Origin of the sequence: Vibrio sp. S17_S38 (genome assembly GCF_014694375.1) — a bacterium.
In the GTDB taxonomy this organism is placed as follows: domain Bacteria; phylum Pseudomonadota; class Gammaproteobacteria; order Enterobacterales; family Vibrionaceae; genus Vibrio.
On the sequence record NZ_JAAUWW010000007.1, the window covers coordinates 135,602 to 156,285 of the forward strand.

The window sequence follows — 20,684 nt, forward strand, 5'->3', positions numbered from 1 at the left end:
TGAGGTTGATATGGAACAGTTAGCCAAACAAGACAACACGCTCGATACAGAAAAATCCGCGGTATCATCCAATACAAAAAACAAATATCGCGATGTGATTTTTGCCATATTAACTCATTTAAATGATAGCCAAATTACAATAGTTGAAGGTAAACATCACCGTGTTTTTGGTTACGATTCAGCCCCACTGAAAGCGCAAATTACTGTCCATGATAGTAGCTTTTTTAAAGATATGATCTTTAAAGGCAGTATTGGCGCCGCCGAAGCCTATCTAGAAGGAAAATGGAGCAGCCCAAACTTGACGGCTCTCATTCAAGTCATGGCGCGTAATCAACCTCAACTCGATAAAATTGAAAGCAAAACTCGCTGGATAAGCTCAATTAAAAACTGGTGGCTAAAGCGTCAAAACTTAAATAGTGAAACCGGATCTAAACGTAATATTCTTGCGCATTACGATATTGGTAATGAGTTGTATCAACGTTTTCTTGATCCTTCGATGCTGTATTCATCGGCTATCTACAGCCAAGATGCGACGAGTTTGGCCTCCGCTCAACAAAATAAAATGCACCTTATTTGTCAAAGGCTTGAGCTGCAACCCAGCGATCGCGTGATTGAAATTGGTACAGGCTGGGGCGGGCTTGCGATTTATATGGCGCAACATATCGGTTGTCATGTCACCACTACCACCATTTCTGATGCTCAGTTTGACTATGCCCAGCAACAAGTGAAGCAACTCGGATTAGAAGATAACATCACCTTGTTGAAAAACGATTATCGCTTACTTGAAGGTCAATACGATAAATTGGTATCAATTGAAATGATTGAAGCAGTCGGACATGAATATTTATCCACCTTCTTTACCCAATGCTCTCAACTGCTGAAACCCAGCGGAAAAATGTTACTGCAATCGATCACCATTGCCGACAGTCGTTACGATCAATATCGCCAGAATATCGACTTTATCCAAAAATATATTTTCCCTGGTGGCTGCTTACCGTCGATTGCCGAAATGAGTAAGCATATCGCCAACAGCACCGATATGGTGATCGATGAAATCCAAGATATTGGTTTGCACTACGCCAGAACGTTGAATGATTGGCATCAAGCCTTTGATAAAAATTGGTCGGAGCTAAAATCATTAGGCTATACAGAAGATTTCAAACGTTTATGGCAGTTTTATTTATGCTATTGCGAAGGCGCGTTTATGGAACGAGTGATCAGTACGCATCACATCATGGCAAGAAAACCCCGTTATTTAAGCCCAGATAATGCGTCAATTTTGGATTATTAATTTTGCCTTGTTCCAATTAAGTTGGTTTTGCGCAGCCTTTTATACCGCCGAGGCCGCTTATTGGATCACTGCGATATTAATTATGCATTTTTGTTTTTCACCCCAAAAATTAGCCGATGTAAAAGTACTGGCATTACTGATACCCGCGGTTGCTATCGACAGCTTACATATTGCGCTGGGTACGTTTTCAACTCACTCAGGTGGTTTTCCTTTGTGGCTTGGATTGTTGTGGGCAATGCTGCTGATAAGCCTTAATCACAGTTTGCATTGGCTGGTTAGCCAATCGTTATGGTTAATATCCTTGTTGGGCGCAATTTCTGGAACGGCAAGTTACTTAGCTGGAATAAAAGCAGGTGCCATGCAAACCACTTGGTCTTACCCAGTATTGATCATGCTTCTGTCTCTATCTTGGGCGGTGTTATTACCACTTCTAGCAATGATCTACCGCAAACTCAATCCGCTCGCCATTCATATAAAAAAAGGCATATAAAAAAGGCATATGAAAAATAAGCCATTTAAAACCACCAACGATTGGAGTCATTATGAGTAAAGCTTGGTTATTATTCTTATTCAGCTTCTCGGTCTCGGCTGCAACCGCCGCACCTTTTAATATCGACAAACTCAACAAGCTTGGCGAAGGCAACATGCAATATCTCTTTTGGGATTTATACCATGCTGAATTGTTTCGCAGTCCACAGAATGCCCAAGGTTCAAGTAATCAATCTTCTAATAACCAATCATCAAACGACCAGTCTTTGCAAAGCCAGTCCTTAAAAAATAAGCCATCGCACCTTAATTCATCGCACAATACAACCGCACTACGGTTAACCTATCTCAAATCCATCTCTAAAAATGACTTACTTAAAGCAACCCAAGATCAGTGGCAACACTTAGGTTTACCACCGACACAAACCTCTGCTTGGCTTGATGAATTAAGTGCTATTTGGCCCAATGTAAAATCGGGCGATCAGCTCACTTTATTCATCACACCCCAGAGAACAAGCCAGTTTTATCTTGCTAACCATTTGATAGGCACTATCAACGACCCTTATTTTGGCGATGCTTTCTTAGATATTTGGCTGTCTAAAAACACCTCAGAACCTAAATTACGTAAGCAATTATTAGGTGTTGATAAAGATTAACTAGGCTCAGTTTGGATTGAGTCAAACATTGTTGGCTAACTTCAATATGGAAAAGGATTCACCATGAAAATCATCATTTTATTATTCTCTATTTTACTAAGCGGATGCAGCCCAACGGCATTAGAGCAATACGCCAACACCACGCCCGAGCTCAAGCTTGAACAGTTTTTTGATGGCAAATTAAAAGCTTATGGCATGGTACTCGATCGTTCTGGTAACGTAACTCGCCGCTTTAAAGTCGATTTAGTCGGTAAATGGAATGGCAACAAAGGTGAACTACATGAATGGTTTGAATTTGATGATGGCGAGAAATCGACTCGAATCTGGTACTTAGAAAAACGCTCCGATAACCAATATCAAGGTCACGCCAGTGATGTCATCGGCACAGCCAAAGGCTCGACTAATGGTTCCGCACTATATTGGAAATATGACATGGATATAGAATCGAAAGGCACAACCTATCAACTCACCCTTGATGATTGGATGTACTTAATGGATGAAAAGCGTCTATTCAATAAAACCGAAATGACCAAGTTCGGCATCCGTGTTGGCAGCTTGATTCTTTATATTGAGAAAATTTAGGGTAATTTATCTCTATAGGCAATTGGAAGCTTTTATATATGATTCCATAACATTGAAATAAAATCTAACCACGCTCAGTCATGTAGCTTGGAAACCTAATATTCGTAATAAAAGGAATGATTTAATGCCTAAACCCATTGCCCAGCTGCAAAACCGCTACTCCAAGCCCATTGGAAATTGTAACCTCCCAGCCAGCCGCTTACATCCATCACTTCACCAATAAAATACAAGCCTTGGATGTCTTTGCATTGCATGGTTTTAGAGGATAAATTATTGGTATCCACACCACCTAAAGTGACTTCTGCGGTGCGATAACCTTCCGTGCCATTCGGTAGTACTTGCCATTGCTCTAATTGAGTAACCACGACTTGGATCTCTTTAGGCGTAAACTGTTTAAGTGGTTTGTCACTTAACAATTTTCGGTCAATAAATACTTCAATTAAACGTTTTGGTAATATTTTAGATAAGGTGTTTTTAAGGCTTTGATTAGGATGTTTTTCTCGTGATTGTGTCAGTAATTCAAACACATCATCATTAGGAACGAGATTGATAGTAACCGTTTGACCCGCTCGCCAAAAGGAAGAAATTTGCAGCACCGATGGGCCCGATAAACCACGATGCGTAAACAATAAGGCTTCTTTAAACAGCGTACCATCTTGCGCGGTAATTTCAGCAGGAACGGCAATGCCAGACAACTCCGCAAACGCTTCTTTATCTTCCTTGTGCAAGGTAAAAGGCACTAAGCCAGCACCGGTTGACACGATTGGTAAACCAAACTGCTCCGCCACTTGATAACCAAACGGGGTTGCGCCCAATTTTGGCATTGAAAGACCACCGGTTGCGATCACCAAAGACTCACACGTTATTTCGCCTGTTTGTTCTTTATTACTCGAAATAGAGTGGAATGAAAATCCCGTCTCTGTTTTTTTTATCTCTTGAATATCGCAACGATACCATTGCGATACATGGGGGAAATCACATTCTTTAAGTAGCATACTAACGATGTTTTTAGCTGGATTCTTATCGCTTTCATTGGCCGACAAACAAAACAGTTGCCCATGATCGCGTTCTTCAAATTCAATACCGTATTTAGACACTAAGCTAATGAAGTCCCAATGGGTATATTGTGATAAGGCTGATTTTACAAAGTGTGGATTTTGGCAAACAAAGTTATTGGCGCTAACATCATAATTGGTAAAATTACAGCGACCACCACCAGAAATTAAAATTTTACGTCCCGGCTTTTTAGCATGATCAATCACTAAGGTTTTTCGACCACGTTTTCCCGCTTCAGCAGCGCACATTAACCCAGCCGCACCAGCACCAATGATCACAACCTCAAAATGATTACTCATAACTTTATCTACCACACAAAAAAGATGCGCGATTTTAGCACATCCTTAAATGATGCGAGACAAAGTATATGGGTAATATCAACTAAGCGATGAAAGCCATTAATAGCGTCAACCCGAGTAAACCAACCGATAACATGAACAAGTCACGAACTTTGGTGCACTTAGCAATGAAAATGGGTTCGTGGTGATGTAAATAATCACGGCTTTTTAAATAATGAAATAAACGCACCTGCTTAGAAACGTTGCCGTTGGTGTGAAAGAAACCTCGCCCGTCGACTTGCTGATACAGCAGTGGGTGCGCTTCTCGCATAATAAAAATGAGTGAACGAAGTGCGGTGAGATATCGCACAAGATTGATAGCGGTTACGAGCGTAAACGCAATAAGTAAAGTATCAGCACTGATCATCTTTCCCTCCAAACATCTTCTTGTAATGGAGGAAGAAAAAGACGATCAGTCCTTATCTTAAAATTCGATACCGAAACTAAACGGTAGTTGAACTTGCCATCACAGAAGATGAGCCTTGTTTAGCTAACTCTGCTAAATCTTTATCAATAAAGAAGAGCGCTTTTCCATCTTCACCAACTAATTCTAGCTTGTCTAAAATACCTTTGAATAATTTTTCTTCTTCATGCTGCTCAGCAACATACCACTGTAAAAAATTAAAGGTTGAGTAGTCTTGGCAAGTAAAAGACATATGGGCTAACTTGTTAATACGTTCAGTAATCATCTGCTCATGTTCGTAGGTTTCACGAAACACTTCACCGAGACTTTTAAACTCATGCTTAGGTGCATCAATTGCACCTAAAATCGGTAAACCACCGGTTTCACTGACATAAGTAAACAGACGTTGCATATGTTCCATTTCTTCTACTGCATGCTTACGTAAAAATACCGCAGCACCTTCAAAGCCCTTGTCTTCACACCAAGCACTCATTTGTAAGTATAGATTGGATGAGAAAAACTCCAGATTTATTTGATCATTTAAATTATCGATCATCGCTTTTGACAGCATAAGAAACTCCTACGTTAACGAATATTGACGTTCTGCACCACTATATCATGTTGCTCAAACCTCGCTGTGACAAATCCAATATTTTTACTTACCTATTGAAAAATCAGGATTCTAACTCTCTAGGATAATAAAAATATCTAAGCAATGGTTGTGACACTGCATCTATTTTTTTTAAAATTTGAGGCGTACTATGAGTTTAGACCTAAACTTATAAAATCATATGTATTGGAGATTGATATGACATATAAACATATTTTAGTTGCAGTGGATTTATCGGAAGACAGTGAAGTTTTAGCTAAAAAAGCCGCTGAGCTTGCTTGCGCTTTAAATGCAAAACTCTCTCTAGTTCATATTGATGTGAATTTCACCGATATGTACACCGGCTTTATGGAAATCAATTTTGCTGAAACGCAGAATGCGATGCTGGAAGCCGCTCAAGCAAAAATACACACCTTAGTGCAAGCACTTGACTACCCTGTCAGTGAAATTATTGTTTCTAGCGGCGACTTGTGTAATGAAATTCGCAATGCTATTAAGCAGATTAATATTGATTTAGTCGTGTGTGGACATCACAAAGATTTCTGGAGCAAACTACTTTCAACGTCTCGCCAAATGATCAATGACTCTCCGGTCGATATGCTGATCGTACCTCTAGAAGACTAAATAATCTGAACTCCAAGATAAAAGAAACGAAGATTAAGCTGATTTTATTTTAGATCAAGGTAAACTTGGCGGATTATTTTTGGTTTACAGGAATTCGTCATGTTTTATCTTTCTGCGGTCACCTTGTTGTGGGCGTTTTCATTTAGCTTGATCGGTGTCTATCTTTCCGGTCAAGTGGATGCTTGGTTTTCAGTTTGGATTCGTATCGCACTCGCGGGTGCGCTTTTTTTACCTTTCTTAAAATTCAAAGGGATACCTCGCGCTTTAATCGGAAAACTCATGACAATTGGTGGTCTGCAACTTGGCCTAATGTATTGCTTCTATTATCAATCTTTTCTGTTACTTTCCGTTCCTGAAGTGTTGTTATTCACCGTATTTACTCCTCTTTATGTCACCTTAATTTATGACTTACTCAAAGGTCAATTTTCGCCTTGGTATTTAGTCACCGCTGCCATTGCCGTTTTCGGCGCAGCCATCATTAAATTTTCAGGCGTTAACGACAACTTTTTGATTGGTTTTTTGGTGGTTCAAGCATCGAATTTATGTTTTGCGATTGGGCAAGTCGGCTATAAATATGTGATGGAAAAAGAAAAAGTCCAATTGCCACAACGCGTTATTTTTGGCTACTTTTATATTGGGGCGTTTATTGTCGCCACCATTGCGTTCTTATTGCTGGGGCATACCGACAAACTTCCAACCACCAATCTGCAATGGGGGATTTTGATCTATCTAGGATTGATTGCTTCTGGTCTAGGCTATTTCTTATGGAATAAAGGGGCGTGTATGGTGAATGCAGGCGCGCTCGCGGTCATGAATAATGCATTAGTACCTGCTGGACTAGTGGTCAATATTTTGATTTGGAACCGCGATGTCGACTTCACTCGCCTAGCATTAGGTGGCGCAGTGATCTTACTTTCACTTTGGGTCAATGAAACCTGGGTCAAAAAGAAAGTCGCCCAATAAACACCCTTCATCAAAATAGAAAAATGGGCAACCAACTTGGTTGCCCATTTTATTTCTATCCGCTTGCTTAACCTTAACTCAATCTAATCTTAGCTGGCATTGCTTGCCTTGCAGCGGAGCCCACCACCCAATCGAGTAATACACCTTTGCCTTCACGCGTAGGATCGATAATGCCGATATCATTGATATTGACGCCATCGCTGGTTTTCATTTTCACGGGTTGCTGCTTATCACCAATCCAATGTGCTCGCTCACCCAATTCAGTATGACCAAACCCATGCTCAAAACCCAATGTACCTTGGCGGATACCATCGACAATCATTGCAATCGCTTCCAGTGATCGGGTTGGTGTTTCAACCGTAAATACATCACCCGTTTCAACGCCAGCATTTTTGGCATCAAGTGGATGAATATAAACCGGATTCACTCCTTTAACTGAATTCAAACGTGGCGATAAGTTTGATACTGCGCTGTGCACATTCGACTTAAAGTTGGTTAACGTAAATGGCCATTCTGATTTTGGAAATTGCTTATCCATCGGCGTGCCATCGGCCAATTTCTGTGGGAACCAAGCCGGGCAACCAGAATACAATTCGCCAGTCATGGTATTACGCGATGTGCCTAGTTTTTCGTTCCAAATTGCTGCTGGTTTTTGCCATTGATACTTCATCAAATCGCCTTTATAGGCTTCTGATAAATTTTCAAAACGACCACCACGCGCATAAATAAAGGCCACCTTGGCAAACTCTTCTGCATTTAGAACTCTTTGCATTTCAGGCAATAAGCGCTCAAGTCCAGAAAAGTGAATATCTTCCGCAGACGCTTTCGGCGCGCCACCAGCAATATAGGCTAAGTTCACCGCGCTACGCAGATAGTAATCGGCAGCAGAGTGAATGCCATGCCAATTACCTTGTACATCTTGAATCGCGTTATCACCAAAACCGCCTAGATTCATCGCTTTAGCTACATCGATCAAGAAGGTTTCTAAACAGACTGAACGACCATCTTGGGTTTTCTCAGTACGTGGCGTGACGACCGGCCAACGAGCCGTGACTGCTTTAGTTGGAACATCATGCCACGGACCTGCCATGCCCCAACTTTCGTATGTCACGGTATCGGGCACGATGTAATCAGAAATGGCGCTAGTTTCATTAATAAACGCATCGACTGACACAATCAAAGGCAATTGTTTTGGATCGCTTAGCTTATCTTTAAGCAAGGTTACCAAACCAGGAATGCCGTATAGCGGGTTGCCCATGTGATTGATCCACGCTTTTAAACGATACGGATAACCATCAATCGCAGCGGTTAAATGCTCGGTTAATAATGGCGCAGAAATCGGATACCAAGGTGCGCGCGTTGGATAAGGTGATTTTCCTGCCGCTACTTTGTTTTTGTATTCAGTGGTTTTCTCATACGGGAATTTACTACGCGATAAAAACACCCCTGTCGGCGCTACTTTGCCTTTAAATTTGGTGAAATCATAACGAGGTCCCGCGCCAGAGGTTGGCCAACCGCCTGCTTTGGCCATCATGCCGCCTTTTTTGTTAATGTTTCCCACCATAGCGTTGAGCATTAAAATACTGTAGCCATTATAGAAACCATTGGTGTGCATGTTGCCACCGTGGGTATCCACCACTGCTTTATGACCATGGCTAGTGAATTTATCCGCTAACTCAATGATTTTCTCCACTGGCACTTCACACAACTCGCTCCACTCTTGCATGCTATGTTCAAACGCGCTGTGTTTTAATTTTTGTAAAGAAGACGCCACTTGCAACGTGCCGTGTTTGGTTTCAGCACTTTGTTCCACCAATAAACGCGCAGGCTTAGCTTGAGTGTTGACTGCCAATTCGCCAGATGCTTCATCAATCACGACATAAGGATCGCTGTCTGAATGTGCTTCGCCCTTAAAAGGCAAACCAATATCGGAAGCTCGTAACATCGAACCTTGACGCTTGTGGCCAGCTTCGGTGATCACCAAATGCGTAGCATTACACCAATGCGCATTACCGGCTGCAGTCATTGCTTCGGCACTTGGCTGAGCTAAATAATCTTTGTTGTAACGATCATGGGTAAACATCCATTGCATCATGGCAAAAACTAATGCCGAATCACTGGCAGGTTTAATGGATACCCATTGGTTATTATGACCTGCCGCGAGGCTTGATGTCATTGGCAAAACTGGTGTCACCACCGCATAATCAAAATTATCACGAGTACGAGCTTTGGCCAATTGACGAGCTTGGCGCTTAAATGGATTACCTGATTGCGCTGGCGCGGTACCGATAAATAAAGCAAATTCCACATGTTCATAATCGGGCTTTAGATTTAAAAACTTATCCAAATCATGCAAGAAAGCACCCGATGCTGCGCGGAACACATAGCCACAATATGAACCATGATTGGCAAAATTTCGCGTGCCAAAGCTATTAAAAGCAAAGCGCTTTAGAATATCATCACGCCCTTCATTGGTCGCATTAGTCACCAATAATTGATTGGCTAATGGGCCATATTCTGGATTATTCGCATCCAATGGCGTTTTCAGATCGCGAATCGTTTGTAAGCCATCGACATGACCTTCACCAAATAAATCACCGCCTTCCACCACTTCTTTAACCAGCTGCTCAAAGCTGATTGGCTGCCACTTTCCTTCGCCACGTTTTCCCACACGCTTTAACGGTTGAGTCACGCGATATGGGCTGTTTTGTACGTCCATCATGGCATTGCCTCGTGCACAAGCAGTAGAACGGCCATCAATGCCAGCTTCACCCGTAAGCGACAAATACGCCTCTTTAACTGGCATTTCGAATGGAATTTTTTGTTCACTAGAAAGCGGATGATACGGATTACCCGCAATACGCAAAATATTGTCCGTTTCGTTATCAATGCGCACGCGCACGCCGCATAAACTGTAGCAACCAAAGCACATTGAAGGCGCAACTCGTTGTTTCTCATTGGCGATCAAATTGCCATTTTTGACGCAGTATTCTGGCTCTAATGAATTACCAAAATGCGCATGTTTGGTTTTTTCGCCCGATGTACCCTCCAAAATACCTTCCGCAGTGTGTTTAGCGGTAGAAGCATAACCGGCAGAAAACGCCACACCACCACCAACAGCAAGACCAGATTTTAAAAACTTGCGACGTTTATTATCCATGATGACCTCTTACTGGTTGTGATGAGCTTGATGCTGTTTTTACTAAATCTGCTTTGATCAATTGAGGCTGATTTCCTTTGGCTGACACGAGCTCCGTTAATATCATCGCCAGTAATAGCCATAATCCTGCCATTCCAACCACACCTAAAATCCCCGGAGATCCCCACGGAACATCATATGGATAAGGACCAACATCAAATTTTGGCAATGTTTGCACTTCTATCATGGTCATCCAACGAATCGACCAACACGTTGAAATGGTTAACGCGCTCGCAGCCCACAAACTGATGCGCTTAAATTGACTGCCACGTAGAAGCCATAACGACATCACCAAGCACGCGGCAAAAGCGCCCATCATCAGCAATAAATTGGCGAACCATTGTCCGTAATGAAGTAAATCCATATACGCACCATTGGATACCCAAATAGGTAATAAAATCAGAGATAATACCGAACAGATCACTACGCTACGTTTTAGTAAACTGACATCGGTTGAGGTTAACGTTTGTGCTGCTTGATTACTCGATAAGAAACTTAAAATGAACAGACTAAATCCAATCGCGCCAAAGAAAGCCGTGACAAACCAAATTATCGGCGAAGCAGGTTGATGCCACATTGGGCGAGACGCCACCACCGAAATCTCCATGCCGGTATAAAGCGCAATCGACAAACCAGAAAGCACGGTGATAGCCGCCACCGTCGTCATTAACCGATTAGATATTTGCCATTTTCCTAGCGTTAACATTGAGCATAAACGTACAATTTTATGCTCGCTTTTTTCTAGCTGGGCAATATCTGGACGTAAGTACAACCACGCAGCCGCAACGGACAGCATTGAGAATAATGGTAATAATACCGCTCCACGAGACATCCAAGACCAAGACGTTAGATGAATAAAGAAATGCCATGCTCGGCCGGGTTGGTGTAAATCAGCGGTTAAAGCTAATGGACCAACAATGGCGCAAATTCCCAAGCATAAAGCAAATGAAGCGCGCAATTGATGACTGGTTTTATCTCGCAGAACCAAACTTATCAAAAATAAAATTGCCGCCGCATAAGCACTACCAATATAGAAAAAATATTGCACCGCCCACGGTAGCCAAGCGACATCTTGCATGGGAACTAACACTTCAGTAATGCTCATTATGCATCTCCTCCAACTGGACGGTTATTGGTTTCAGCTGGATCGTAAATCGCGGCCCTAGCGTCAACATTTCCACTGCCAATATGAGACGTAAACTCTGCCGCTAAACCAATGTAAAACACATGCGGATTGGTGCCTTCTTCGGGCTTCAATACTTTGATTTCATCTTTATGCTCAGCCAATAAACGACTGGCTTCGCTGTTTGGATCTTTTATATCGCCAATCACGCGAGCGCCACCCACACAAGTTTCGACGCAAGCTGGCAGTAAACCTTGCTCTAAACGATGAGCACAAAAGGTACATTTATCGGCGGTGAGGGTTTCTTCATTGATAAAACGAGCATCATAAGGGCAAGCTTGCACACAATAAGCACAGGCAACACAACGTTTATTGTCCACCATCACAATGCCATCTTCACGCTGGAAAGTGGCTTGAACAGGACAGACAGCAACACAAGGTGGATTTTCGCAATGATTGCAAAGACGCGGCAAAGTAAACATTTTGGTTTGTCTGCTCGCGGTTGAACCATCATTTAAGGTGACTTCATATTGCTTCACCGTGGTACGGAACTGGCCGATTGGCGCTTGGTTTTCAATACTACAACCCACGGTACACGCTTGGCAGCCAATGCATTTACGCAAATCAACCACCATCGCATAACGCTTACCTTTCATACCTTGGCGATCAGGTTCTTGGTTATTGCGAATAATCGGTGTTGCAGCGACACTGGTCACGGGAATGATGGCAGCGCCTGCGGTGATCGCACCTATGCCACTAAAAAATCGACGTTTCGTTTTATCCATTAGAATCTACCTTGGTGGTACTAGCTATTAAGAGGTATTCTCTCTAATGGATAATTTTTGCTCTACTGTGGTTTTCCACATAAGCCAACGTCACTTGATCTAGAACAAATTAAGCTAGAATAAAAGTACTCGGCTTATTTAAAACGGACGCTGTTTTAGGTATAGAGGAGGGAATCTCTTTTACTCATCATATAATTTGGCATAAAGGATACAATTTGACGCATCTCATCCATGTTCGAAAAATAAGATGCTTATTCTGTCTGCTGCTTATTTCATTTTTAAGCCCATTGTTGAGCCTGAACGCTTATGCGCAGCAACCTCAAACACCTACCATCAAGGTTGCAGTTTTAGCGCCACGCGGCAATGTTGACGCAATACAACGTTGGCAGCCCACGATTGATTGGCTCAATATCCAACTTCCTCAATATCAGTTTGAGCTATTGCCAAGTAATTTAGAGCAACTAGAACAAGCGGTACGTGAAGACACCGTTGAATTTGCGATCACCAATCCCGGACAATCTGTCATGCTTGGCCAGCAATTCCCACTGTCTTGGATCGCCACGTTAAACAGCCCTTGGCCACATGGTACTAATCAGGCGTTAGGCAGTGCTTTAGTGGTAAGAGTGAATAGTCCTTTTGTAAGTTTGAACGATTTACAACACTCGCACGCCGTTGCAGTTTCACCCGATGCCTTTGGCGGCTTTCTGACTTTAAAGCAATACCTAAAGTCACAACAACAAGACCCACAAAATTTCTTTCAGCACATTGATTATATTGGATTCCCATTGGACGCCATGATCTATCAACTGCGTGATAATCGCGCCGATGTGGCAATTACGCCTGCCTGTTTACTTGAGAATATGGCCAAGGACGGATTAATTGATGCTGAAAAATTTCGCGTCATTAATAATAACCCGCCCCCAGGCTTTCCTTGCTCAGTCTCTACGCCGCTTTATCCCAATTGGTCATTTGCCAAAACAAGTAAAGCGAGTGAAGGTCTTGCCACCAATGTTGCTAAAGCGTTACTCAGCCTGCCTGCCGACAGCATCGCAGCTACCGCCGCCCAATCAAAAGGCTGGGCCTCCCCAATTAGTCCACTGCGCATTAATAAGTTATACCAAGATCTCAATATTCATCCGTTACAAACCCCTTGGTGGCAACAAGCATTACTGTGGTTAAAGCAAAATCAACAATGGGCATGGGTGGCATTAATATTATTTTTAGCACTCAGCGGTTATCACTTTTGGTTGGAATACCGCTTTAATCGTAATCAAAAATTGTTGAACTTAGCCAACTACGACTTAAAACAGAAAAGCCAAATGCTGGAACATGCACAACGAGTTGCCATTGTCGGTGGGTTGGGTAGCAACCTAGCGCATGAAATCAACCAGCCTTTGGCCGCGATCCGTAATTACAATCAAGGGGCAATAATTAAAATATCTAAGGGCGCCAAAGCGGAAGATCTCACTCCGATCATGGAAAAAATTGAGCAACAAGTGGTGCGAGTCGATGCGATAGTGCAGCGCTTACGCAACTTAATTACCAAAAGACCAATTGCCACCAGAGATTTCAATATTCAAGCGATCATAGATGACACCATTGCCCTGCTGAGACACGATTTAAGCCTTAAACATGTGAATATTCACACTCAAATTATTGGTCGTGCTCGTGACGTTCATCTTGATCCTGTCGGGATACAACAAGTGCTGATTAATCTACTCAACAATGCTACGGATTCTTGTTTAAGTCACGGTGATCCACTGGATAATCACATTAAGATTGTTGTCGAGTATCTTGCTAATGAAGCCCATATTATTATTACCGATAATGGCGCAGGGCTAAGTCATCCAATTGAACATTTGCAGGCTGCATTTGTGACTACTAAAGAGGAAGGATTAGGACTTGGTTTATCGATTTGCCATGACATTATTGAGCATCATCGCGGCCATTTTACCTTACAATCGATTCAGCCTCATGGTTGTGAAGCTCGTATTCAACTGCCCTATAGTTCTCTCACTCAACCATCTAACACCCCATTGTATTAAGGAATAAATAACTATAATGATGCTTCCTATTTATTTGGTCGATGACGATGATTCCGTACTCGATTCATTGGCTTTTTTATTACAAGAATTAGATTACTCAGTGACGTGTTTTTCTAACGGATCCGATTTTCTCAATCATGCTCAATTAGACAAAGCGGGATGCGTCGTACTGGATAGCCGCATGCCATTAATGCGCGGCCAACAAGTCCATCAACAATTGATCAAACAATACAGCCCATTAGGTGTGGTGTATTTAACCGGACATGGCGATGTACCGATGGCAGTTGAAGCTCTGCAACAAGGCGCGGTGGATTTCCTGCAAAAACCAGTCGATGGATTAAAACTCGCTCAGGCAATTGATAAAGCATGTGAATATTCACGCCAAGCACAGGCAACCAGCACCATCCAATTGGCATTTGCATCATTAACCGAGAGAGAAAAAGAAATTTTAGCGTTAATCGTGAAAGGTATGAAGAATCAACAAATCGCTGATGATTTGTGTATTGCGGTCAGAACAGTAGAAGTACATCGTTCTAGTTTAATGAAGAAGTTTGCCACTAAAAGCATTGCTGAATTGGTCATGCAATACTCAAAATTAACCCTATGAAGCTATCTTGTTAATAGTTTAAGGCACCAATGGCGATACGCCGTCAGCACCTCAAACTGTTCATTCAAGCTTTAATCGTTATTTATAACAACGCTTATTTATAAATGTATTTTTGCTCAACATCGACTAAAGCGATCGGATTTAGGAATGAGCGACCAAGTAATATATCGCTAACCATATGGTCACGATCGACAAGGTTAAACGGTGTGGTGTAGGTTTTATCACCTAGTTTAATTTCAAGTTCCACAATTGGGCGACGAGACAGCTTGGTGGTCGAAGACTGCTTGATTTTAACCCAACGTTTCACTGGTAACGTAATCGTATCACTGACTTTATCTTTTGATTTAAGTTTAAATGACACCATATCTTTGCCGTCTTTTTCAAAGTCTTTAATATCAAGCGCATTAATTGAAGAGGTCGTTGCACCCGTATCTATTTTAGCAATGGTTCTTTGATCGGTATTCATGACCGTCAGCCATTCTTTTGATCCGACGATGATCTTATTGCTCAATTCAGAACAAGCCGAATCCGAAGTTGACGTTGCTGCAAATGTAGTCGCAGGTAGCAATAACGCTAATGATAGTAATAGGGTTGTAGATTTCATACTGCTCTCTTTTTTTAATTTGCCATTCAAGTAGATAAGACCATCTAATAACGAATAAATTTCAATATATTTGTGAAGTTTAGGTCAAGTGTTCGTTATGCGCGTTCTATTTCTCTGTCATGGCGTTTAGGACATAGACATCAAAACGATTCTTTTTGGTTTCAATCGCCATGCTCGGTTTTTGATTATCTAGCCAATTCGCATAGTCAGGGCGTTTCACCACCACTCGCTTAGTAGCGAGCGCTAATGCAGGTTTAAGCAACGCATCCGCATCATTATCCGCACCAACTAAAGACTGAAAAACACGCATCTCTTTTTTGACTAATGCCGATTTTTTTTTGTTTTCAGGGTGCGGATACATTGGATCAAGGTAAACGACATCTGGCATCACAAAGTCAGCTTGCTGTGTTAATTGCGTCAAAGCATCATGACTAGAAGCATGCAACAAGCTCATTCGCTCACTCACCCAACCGCCGATTTCAGGATCTTGTTTGGCTCTCGCTAATCCATCATCTAACAATGCAGCCACCACTGGATTGCGCTCAACCATCTGCACTTTACAACCCAATGAGGCCAATACAAAGGCATCTCGTCCCAACCCAGCGGTACCATCTAAAACCGTTGGTCTACCGCCTTTATTTAATCCTGCAGCTTTGGCTATTGCTTGACCTTTTCCGCCACCGAATTTACGTCGATGCGCCACCGCTCCGCCCGCCAGATCAACATAAATCGCCCCTAATTTGGGCTCATCTAATTTACGCAGCTCTAATCTCTCAGAAGTTAAAACAAGGGAAAATACGGAGTCAGCTTGGTGCGTCAGTTGCCAACGTTGGGCAAGTTCTTGAAGTTCCGCTATTCTTTCTGGCGCTTCACAACATAAGTTCAACTGCACAATCGGCAACCTCTATAATAGATAAATAATAGGAAAATCAACATAACCGCGAAAAAGGCTAAAGATAAGCAACCCACAAAGGAAATAGTATGGATAACGTGGGATAGCGGTCAATGTATGTTAAATTATATTCTATTCAGGATCAGGAAGACAGCATGCAAAATAACGTACCTAAACTCGACCAACTTGATCGAGATATCCTCAAAACTTTGATGGCCGATGCTCGTACCCCATACGCCGAAATGGCTAAAATGTTTAATGTTAGCCCTGCCACCGTACATGTTCGGGTAGAAAAAATGCGCGCCGCTAATATTATTGAGCGTACCGAAGTGGTCATTAATGAGAAAAAACTCGGCTATGATGTGTGCTGTTTTATTGGGATTAACTTAAACGCGGCGCGTGATTATCATTCTGCGATCGCGAAACTGAATGCCTTAGATGAAGTGGTCGAAGCCTATTACACCACCGGCGCTTACAATATTTTCGTCAAACTGATGTGTAAAAACATCGAAGAATTACAGCATGTTTTAATCGATAAGCTGCAAGCAATTGATGAAGTTCAGTCCACTGAAACCTTGATTTCTTTGCAAAACCCCATTAATCGCAACGTAAATCCATAACGTATTTTGGAGTGCTCATTGTGGCCTTCTCAGCATTTATACCCAAAGTAATTAAAGTTGCAGTGAGGCGGTAAGTAAGACGGGTATATCTCACATGAAATATTACCGTAAATAGATCGTCATATTTATTTAACATAGAAACCTTAGCCTCTTGGTCAAACTAAAAATAGACCAAGGAAGCTGTTATGACACATATTGAGCACGATGAGCATTCAAATAACCTTTTATCTACACCTTCTGATTTTTCAAAAATTATCGATAACAGCTTAAGTCGACGTCGATTTTTACAAACAACGGCAGCAGGAAGTTCTATTGCCTTTTTTGCGACGTCACCGTTAGCCAATGCGATGACAAAAAAACACAGCAATCCAACCGTTATTGGCTTTAATCCCATCGCAGCTTCAACCTCAGATACCGTTGTGGTTCCAAAAGGTTATCTCGCTCAACCACTTATCGCTTGGGGTGATTCAATTAAGCCTAAAGCCGCTCTTTTTTCCCAAACCAACTCAGCCGCAGATCAAGAAAACCAATTTGGTGACAATAACGATGGCATGACATTTTTGCCACTCAGCCAATCGCGCGCCGTTTTAGCGGTAAATAATGAAAGTACAGATTACACCACTTTATTTAATGATCACGGTAAAACATTAACCGCCGAAAAAGTTCGCCGTTCACAAGCTGCGGTTGGGGTTTCTATTGTTGAGCTTCATAAAGATCAGCAAGGCTGGAATGTGAATGTTGACGGTCGTCTTAATCGCCGCATTACCGCTTACACTCCAATGGAACTCACCGGGCCTGCCGCTGGCGATCAACACCTCAAAACCAATGCTGATCCAACCGGTACACAAGTGCTAGGCACATTTAATAACTGCGCTAATGGTTCGACACCTTGGGGAACCTACCTAACTTGTGAAGAAAATTTTGATGGCTTCTTTGGCAGTAAGGACGACATTAAAGTGCCAGAGAAAGATGCTCGATACGGTATAAAATCAGGGGATGGTGACTTCAATTGGCATCAATTTGATGAGCGATTTGATATACAAAAAGAGCCGAATGAAAACCACCGTCACGGCTGGGTAGTCGAAATCGATCCAATGAATCCAAATTCAAAACCTAAAAAACGCACGGCTCTAGGGCGCTTTAAGCATGAAAACGCCGCCTTAACCATCAACCAAGATGACAAAATAGTCGTGTATTTAGGTGATGATGAACGTGGTGAGCATTTATATAAATTCGTTTCGAAAGCAAAATATAATGCAAGTAAACCAGAAGCCAATCGTGATTTATTGGATGAAGGGACATTGTATGTAGCCAAATTTTCCGCTCAAGATGGTGAGCTTTACGGTAATGGCGAATGGTTAGAGCTGACCTTTGGCAAAAATGGTTTAACGCCTGAAAATGGTTTTAATAATCAAGCTGAAGTAGTTATTTTTGCTCGTCAAGCAGCGACACAAGTCGGCGCAACCACAATGGATCGCCCTGAATGGGTAGCGATTAATCCAAAATCCGATCAAGTATTTTGTACATTAACCAACAATAAAAACCGAGGCGTAAAAGAGAACCAAGCATTAAATGCAGCCAACCCTCGCGAAAACAATATTTATGGTCATATCATTCGTTGGGAACCTAAAAATGGTAACCATGCCTCCAATGAATTCACTTGGGATATTTATGTGATGGCAGGTAATCCGGATAAATACGATGTTAAAAATCCGCGTTCGGGTAGCCAGAATATAAACAAAGACAATATGTTCAATAGTCCTGATGGGATTGGGTTTGATAACGCTGGTCGCCTATGGATCCAAACTGATGGTGATTATTCAAATTCAGGCGATTTTGCTGGCATGGGAAATAATCAAATGCTGTGTGGCGATCCTAATACCGGTGAGATCAAACGATTTCTAACTGGGCCAACTGGTTGTGAAATCACTGGAATCACTTTTAGCCCAGATAATAAAACCATGCTGATTGGCGTGCAGCACCCCACGGGAAGTTTCTCTGCTCTCAACGGCATTCCGCGCTCAACCGTGATGAAAATTACCCGTGAAGATGGTGGCGTGATTGGGGCATAAGCCTCGTTTCCCACATGTCGGGATCTCAATATCAGAGTTTCCGATAGTGATCACTTAATCTTATAAAGTCGATACTTTCAGTTCAGAGCTGCGAGTTTCGGCTTTATCGGTATAACAGGTTGGTACCCGTGGGCACATGCCACCGCGAGCACAAATCACTCTGGCGTCATTTTCAATTCCGCGTTCAATCCAATTAATATTTAAAATTCTGGCCACGGTTAATAACTTTTGTCGAATACCATGTGGTATTACAGCTTGACCGCCTCGGCGCACACATTCTTTTTGCAATGCAGTGGCAATCTCTACTGCATTTTCACCTTGTGCATCCAAAGCGGGATTTAAATCGATTCCGCTGCATAGCACATGGTAATTACCCGCCATGTCTTTCACCTTGACCGATTCACAGCAATAAATGTGTGGCACACCATCTTGATTTAACACCGAAATTTGCGCGACTGGCGTATTTCCCGGAATGCCTATCATGCGAAATACTGACCAATGCTGGCACGGATCTTCCACCATTCGCATATTGCCCCACGGCAGCGGAATACCGTTACCGCGATACACCGCTTTTAATTTCCCGGGATTGTATGCATCAAAATAATGCCAATGCGGATACGAAGACACGGCGGTCATACGACGCATCACCACCGATTCCGATACACCAATCAATTTACTCACGCTGATCTCATAGCCATGGCGGTCAAGCAATTGACGAAATGGTACTTTGGGGCACAGTAACGCGCCCGCAAAAAACGAACATTCAAAATCTCGCCACGCTTGTAGGATATGTTGTGAATCTAAATTTAACGTATCTCGAGATTTATCATCTCGTTTGAGTGTCGATAAATTACGATTATCAGACGCGATAACGTTTTTTTCACCATCACTGTTATGCAATACCTTATGGCCAATATGCACCGCTAGATCATACTTCAACTTTTCTGGCGTCGCTTTGAGGGCTTTATTAATACGAATAACACTCGGAGCTTCAGCATAAGAGCGCACAATATGCTTAGATTTAATGCCCGCTTTATCGACTACATCTTGTGACGGCTCATCAAACCATTTAATTTTTACGCCTACCTCTTTACAGATTTCCAGTAAATCATCAACGGAAAGTGGCATACGTTTTTGACCGATTTTTTCCGCCGCTTTTTCTAGATCTGGAAAATGGTTTTGATGATGTTCTTGGTGAGCACGAATAAGCAAATGGGCGAATTGATGTCCTGTCGTTCCTGTTTGAGACAGCATTTCTGGAATGGCAATCTGTAAAATATCATTAGAAAACAGGAAGCTTGGTTCAAGTGCCATGCCATTGATACCACCACGGGTACCTTTTTCTGGTGCGAATTCTTGTTCCTCACTGGCATCGTCTAAAAACCAACTTAATGGCTTTTGAAATACTTGCGCAATCACATCCAGCATCGCTTCACTTGGCACTCTTTTACCGCGCTCGATCATCGAAAGATAAGAAACAGATGGCGCATCTTCAGCATCCACTTTGACACAACGCGCGGATAAGTCCTCCAAGGTTAATCCGTTACGTTTCCGCAGGTTACGGACTTTTGTTCCCAAAAAATGAGATTGTCGATTGAGTGAATGTACCGTTTTCATCCTTGAGAACTTCCTATGATTATTTTGTAAAATTTACAGTGTGTAATTTCCTTTGTGAAATTTTAGTTAATTTATAGATATTCTTTTAGTCACAAGATAAGAAAACCGCAT

Annotated in this window: 19 protein-coding genes; 10 read left to right on the top strand and 9 right to left on the bottom strand. The window is 42.2% G+C overall.

The annotated features are described in order from the left end of the window. Window positions 1-10 precede the first annotated feature (10 nt). The 4 genes from HC725_RS07605 (at window position 11) to HC725_RS07620 (ending at window position 3,015) form a co-directional block, all read left to right on the top strand. Window positions 11-1,291: an SAM-dependent methyltransferase gene (locus HC725_RS07605; protein WP_190331225.1), complete on the top strand. Its 1,281-nt coding sequence runs from the start codon at window positions 11-13 to the stop codon at window positions 1,289-1,291. Beyond that, on the top strand, window positions 1,269-1,781 hold the full coding sequence (locus tag HC725_RS07610) for a DUF2878 domain-containing protein (RefSeq protein WP_190331226.1): 513 nt from the start codon (window positions 1,269-1,271) through the stop codon (window positions 1,779-1,781). The genes HC725_RS07605 and HC725_RS07610 overlap by 23 nt, the downstream gene beginning before the upstream one ends. 52 nt (window positions 1,782-1,833) lie before the next feature. Next, window positions 1,834-2,433: a chalcone isomerase family protein gene (locus tag HC725_RS07615; RefSeq protein ID WP_190331227.1), complete on the top strand. Its 600-nt coding sequence runs from the start codon at window positions 1,834-1,836 to the stop codon at window positions 2,431-2,433. 63 nt (window positions 2,434-2,496) lie between these two features. Continuing rightward, window positions 2,497-3,015, top strand: a complete 519-nt coding sequence (locus HC725_RS07620; RefSeq protein ID WP_190331228.1) for a DUF3833 domain-containing protein — start codon at window positions 2,497-2,499, stop codon at window positions 3,013-3,015. Between the two features lie 128 nt (window positions 3,016-3,143). Here the strand turns inward: HC725_RS07620 and HC725_RS07625 are convergent, their stop codons facing one another. From HC725_RS07625 to ftnA, 3 genes are all read right to left on the bottom strand, one after another. Next, on the bottom strand, window positions 3,144-4,370 hold the full coding sequence (locus HC725_RS07625) for an NAD(P)/FAD-dependent oxidoreductase (RefSeq protein WP_190331229.1): 1,227 nt from the start codon (window positions 4,368-4,370) through the stop codon (window positions 3,144-3,146). Window positions 4,371-4,452: 82 nt separating this feature from the next. Further along, window positions 4,453-4,776 carry a universal stress protein UspB gene (gene uspB, locus HC725_RS07630; RefSeq protein WP_190331230.1) on the bottom strand — a complete coding sequence of 108 codons (324 nt, stop codon included), beginning with the start codon at window positions 4,774-4,776 and terminating at the stop codon, window positions 4,453-4,455. 76 nt (window positions 4,777-4,852) lie between these two features. After that, on the bottom strand, window positions 4,853-5,383 hold the full coding sequence (gene ftnA, locus HC725_RS07635) for a non-heme ferritin (RefSeq protein ID WP_190331231.1): 531 nt from the start codon (window positions 5,381-5,383) through the stop codon (window positions 4,853-4,855). A gap of 237 nt (window positions 5,384-5,620) precedes the next feature. Here ftnA and HC725_RS07640 point away from each other — a divergent pair, with 237 nt between their 5' ends. Together HC725_RS07640 and HC725_RS07645 are read left to right on the top strand one after the other, a co-directional pair. Next, window positions 5,621-6,046, top strand: a complete 426-nt coding sequence (locus tag HC725_RS07640; protein ID WP_190331232.1) for a universal stress protein — start codon at window positions 5,621-5,623, stop codon at window positions 6,044-6,046. A 99-nt stretch (window positions 6,047-6,145) separates the two neighbouring features. Then, window positions 6,146-7,009: a carboxylate/amino acid/amine transporter gene (locus HC725_RS07645; RefSeq protein WP_190331233.1), complete on the top strand. Its 864-nt coding sequence runs from the start codon at window positions 6,146-6,148 to the stop codon at window positions 7,007-7,009. A gap of 73 nt (window positions 7,010-7,082) precedes the next feature. On the opposite strand, the gene HC725_RS07650 is transcribed toward HC725_RS07645, so the two are convergent. Genes HC725_RS07650 through dsrO form a run of 3 tightly spaced genes read right to left on the bottom strand, consistent with a single transcriptional unit; the run spans window position 7,083 to window position 12,116 of the window. Then, complete coding sequence (locus tag HC725_RS07650; RefSeq protein WP_190331234.1) at window positions 7,083-10,169, bottom strand: tetrathionate reductase subunit A; 3,087 nt, start codon at window positions 10,167-10,169, stop codon at window positions 7,083-7,085. Beyond that, window positions 10,162-11,313, bottom strand: a complete 1,152-nt coding sequence (gene nrfD, locus HC725_RS07655) for an NrfD/PsrC family molybdoenzyme membrane anchor subunit (protein WP_190331235.1) — start codon at window positions 11,311-11,313, stop codon at window positions 10,162-10,164. The genes HC725_RS07650 and nrfD overlap by 8 nt, the downstream gene beginning before the upstream one ends. After that, window positions 11,313-12,116 (bottom strand): sulfate reduction electron transfer complex DsrMKJOP subunit DsrO, encoded by an 804-nt coding sequence (dsrO, locus tag HC725_RS07660; RefSeq protein ID WP_190331236.1) that lies wholly within the window; start codon window positions 12,114-12,116, stop codon window positions 11,313-11,315. Before dsrO ends, nrfD begins: the two co-directional genes overlap by 1 nt. 215 nt (window positions 12,117-12,331) lie before the next feature. Here dsrO and HC725_RS07665 point away from each other — a divergent pair, with 215 nt between their 5' ends. Together HC725_RS07665 and HC725_RS07670 are read left to right on the top strand one after the other, a co-directional pair. After that, window positions 12,332-14,161 (top strand): sensor histidine kinase, encoded by a 1,830-nt coding sequence (locus tag HC725_RS07665; protein ID WP_238928458.1) that lies wholly within the window; start codon window positions 12,332-12,334, stop codon window positions 14,159-14,161. A gap of 16 nt (window positions 14,162-14,177) precedes the next feature. Beyond that, complete coding sequence (locus HC725_RS07670) at window positions 14,178-14,768, top strand: response regulator transcription factor (protein ID WP_190331237.1); 591 nt, start codon at window positions 14,178-14,180, stop codon at window positions 14,766-14,768. A gap of 94 nt (window positions 14,769-14,862) precedes the next feature. Here the strand turns inward: HC725_RS07670 and HC725_RS07675 are convergent, their stop codons facing one another. Next, on the bottom strand, window positions 14,863-15,372 hold the full coding sequence (locus tag HC725_RS07675; protein WP_190331238.1) for an ATP-dependent zinc protease family protein: 510 nt from the start codon (window positions 15,370-15,372) through the stop codon (window positions 14,863-14,865). Between the two features lie 106 nt (window positions 15,373-15,478). Further along, on the bottom strand, window positions 15,479-16,264 hold the full coding sequence (locus tag HC725_RS07680; protein ID WP_190331239.1) for a class I SAM-dependent methyltransferase: 786 nt from the start codon (window positions 16,262-16,264) through the stop codon (window positions 15,479-15,481). A 155-nt stretch (window positions 16,265-16,419) separates the two neighbouring features. On the opposite strand from HC725_RS07680, the gene asnC reads away from it, so the two are divergent. Both asnC and HC725_RS07690 read left to right on the top strand, forming a co-directional pair. Continuing rightward, window positions 16,420-16,884 carry a transcriptional regulator AsnC gene (gene asnC, locus HC725_RS07685; RefSeq protein WP_190331240.1) on the top strand — a complete coding sequence of 155 codons (465 nt, stop codon included), beginning with the start codon at window positions 16,420-16,422 and terminating at the stop codon, window positions 16,882-16,884. A 185-nt stretch (window positions 16,885-17,069) separates the two neighbouring features. Further along, the gene (locus tag HC725_RS07690; RefSeq protein WP_190331241.1) at window positions 17,070-18,956 is read left to right on the top strand and encodes a PhoX family protein; all 1,887 of its coding nucleotides are present in this window, start codon (window positions 17,070-17,072) and stop codon (window positions 18,954-18,956) included. 60 nt (window positions 18,957-19,016) lie between these two features. Here HC725_RS07690 and HC725_RS07695 read toward each other — a convergent pair whose 3' ends face one another. Then, complete coding sequence (locus HC725_RS07695) at window positions 19,017-20,573, bottom strand: DUF3612 domain-containing protein (RefSeq protein WP_190331242.1); 1,557 nt, start codon at window positions 20,571-20,573, stop codon at window positions 19,017-19,019. Between the last annotated feature and the right edge of the window lie 111 nt (window positions 20,574-20,684).

Bases quoted from the DNA above. Each gene is read 5' to 3' on its own strand.
- HC725_RS07625 (WP_190331229.1), bottom strand. From the start codon at position 4,370: ATGAGTAATCATTTTGAGGTTGTGATCATTGGTGCTGGTGCGGCTGGG.
- HC725_RS07640 (WP_190331232.1), top strand. From the start codon at position 5,621: ATGACATATAAACATATTTTAGTTGCAGTGGATTTATCGGAAGACAGT.
- ftnA (WP_190331231.1), bottom strand. From the start codon at position 5,383: ATGCTGTCAAAAGCGATGATCGATAATTTAAATGATCAAATAAATCTG.
- HC725_RS07605 (WP_190331225.1), top strand. From the start codon at position 11: ATGGAACAGTTAGCCAAACAAGACAACACGCTCGATACAGAAAAATCC.
- HC725_RS07645 (WP_190331233.1), top strand. From the start codon at position 6,146: ATGTTTTATCTTTCTGCGGTCACCTTGTTGTGGGCGTTTTCATTTAGC.
- HC725_RS07650 (WP_190331234.1), bottom strand. From the start codon at position 10,169: ATGGATAATAAACGTCGCAAGTTTTTAAAATCTGGTCTTGCTGTTGGT.
- dsrO (WP_190331236.1), bottom strand. From the start codon at position 12,116: ATGGATAAAACGAAACGTCGATTTTTTAGTGGCATAGGTGCGATCACC.
- HC725_RS07610 (WP_190331226.1), top strand. From the start codon at position 1,269: ATGCGTCAATTTTGGATTATTAATTTTGCCTTGTTCCAATTAAGTTGG.
- nrfD (WP_190331235.1), bottom strand. From the start codon at position 11,313: ATGAGCATTACTGAAGTGTTAGTTCCCATGCAAGATGTCGCTTGGCTA.
- HC725_RS07690 (WP_190331241.1), top strand. From the start codon at position 17,070: ATGACACATATTGAGCACGATGAGCATTCAAATAACCTTTTATCTACA.
- HC725_RS07695 (WP_190331242.1), bottom strand. From the start codon at position 20,573: ATGAAAACGGTACATTCACTCAATCGACAATCTCATTTTTTGGGAACA.
- HC725_RS07675 (WP_190331238.1), bottom strand. From the start codon at position 15,372: ATGAAATCTACAACCCTATTACTATCATTAGCGTTATTGCTACCTGCG.
- HC725_RS07620 (WP_190331228.1), top strand. From the start codon at position 2,497: ATGAAAATCATCATTTTATTATTCTCTATTTTACTAAGCGGATGCAGC.
- asnC (WP_190331240.1), top strand. From the start codon at position 16,420: ATGCAAAATAACGTACCTAAACTCGACCAACTTGATCGAGATATCCTC.
- HC725_RS07615 (WP_190331227.1), top strand. From the start codon at position 1,834: ATGAGTAAAGCTTGGTTATTATTCTTATTCAGCTTCTCGGTCTCGGCT.
- uspB (WP_190331230.1), bottom strand. From the start codon at position 4,776: ATGATCAGTGCTGATACTTTACTTATTGCGTTTACGCTCGTAACCGCT.
- HC725_RS07670 (WP_190331237.1), top strand. From the start codon at position 14,178: ATGATGCTTCCTATTTATTTGGTCGATGACGATGATTCCGTACTCGAT.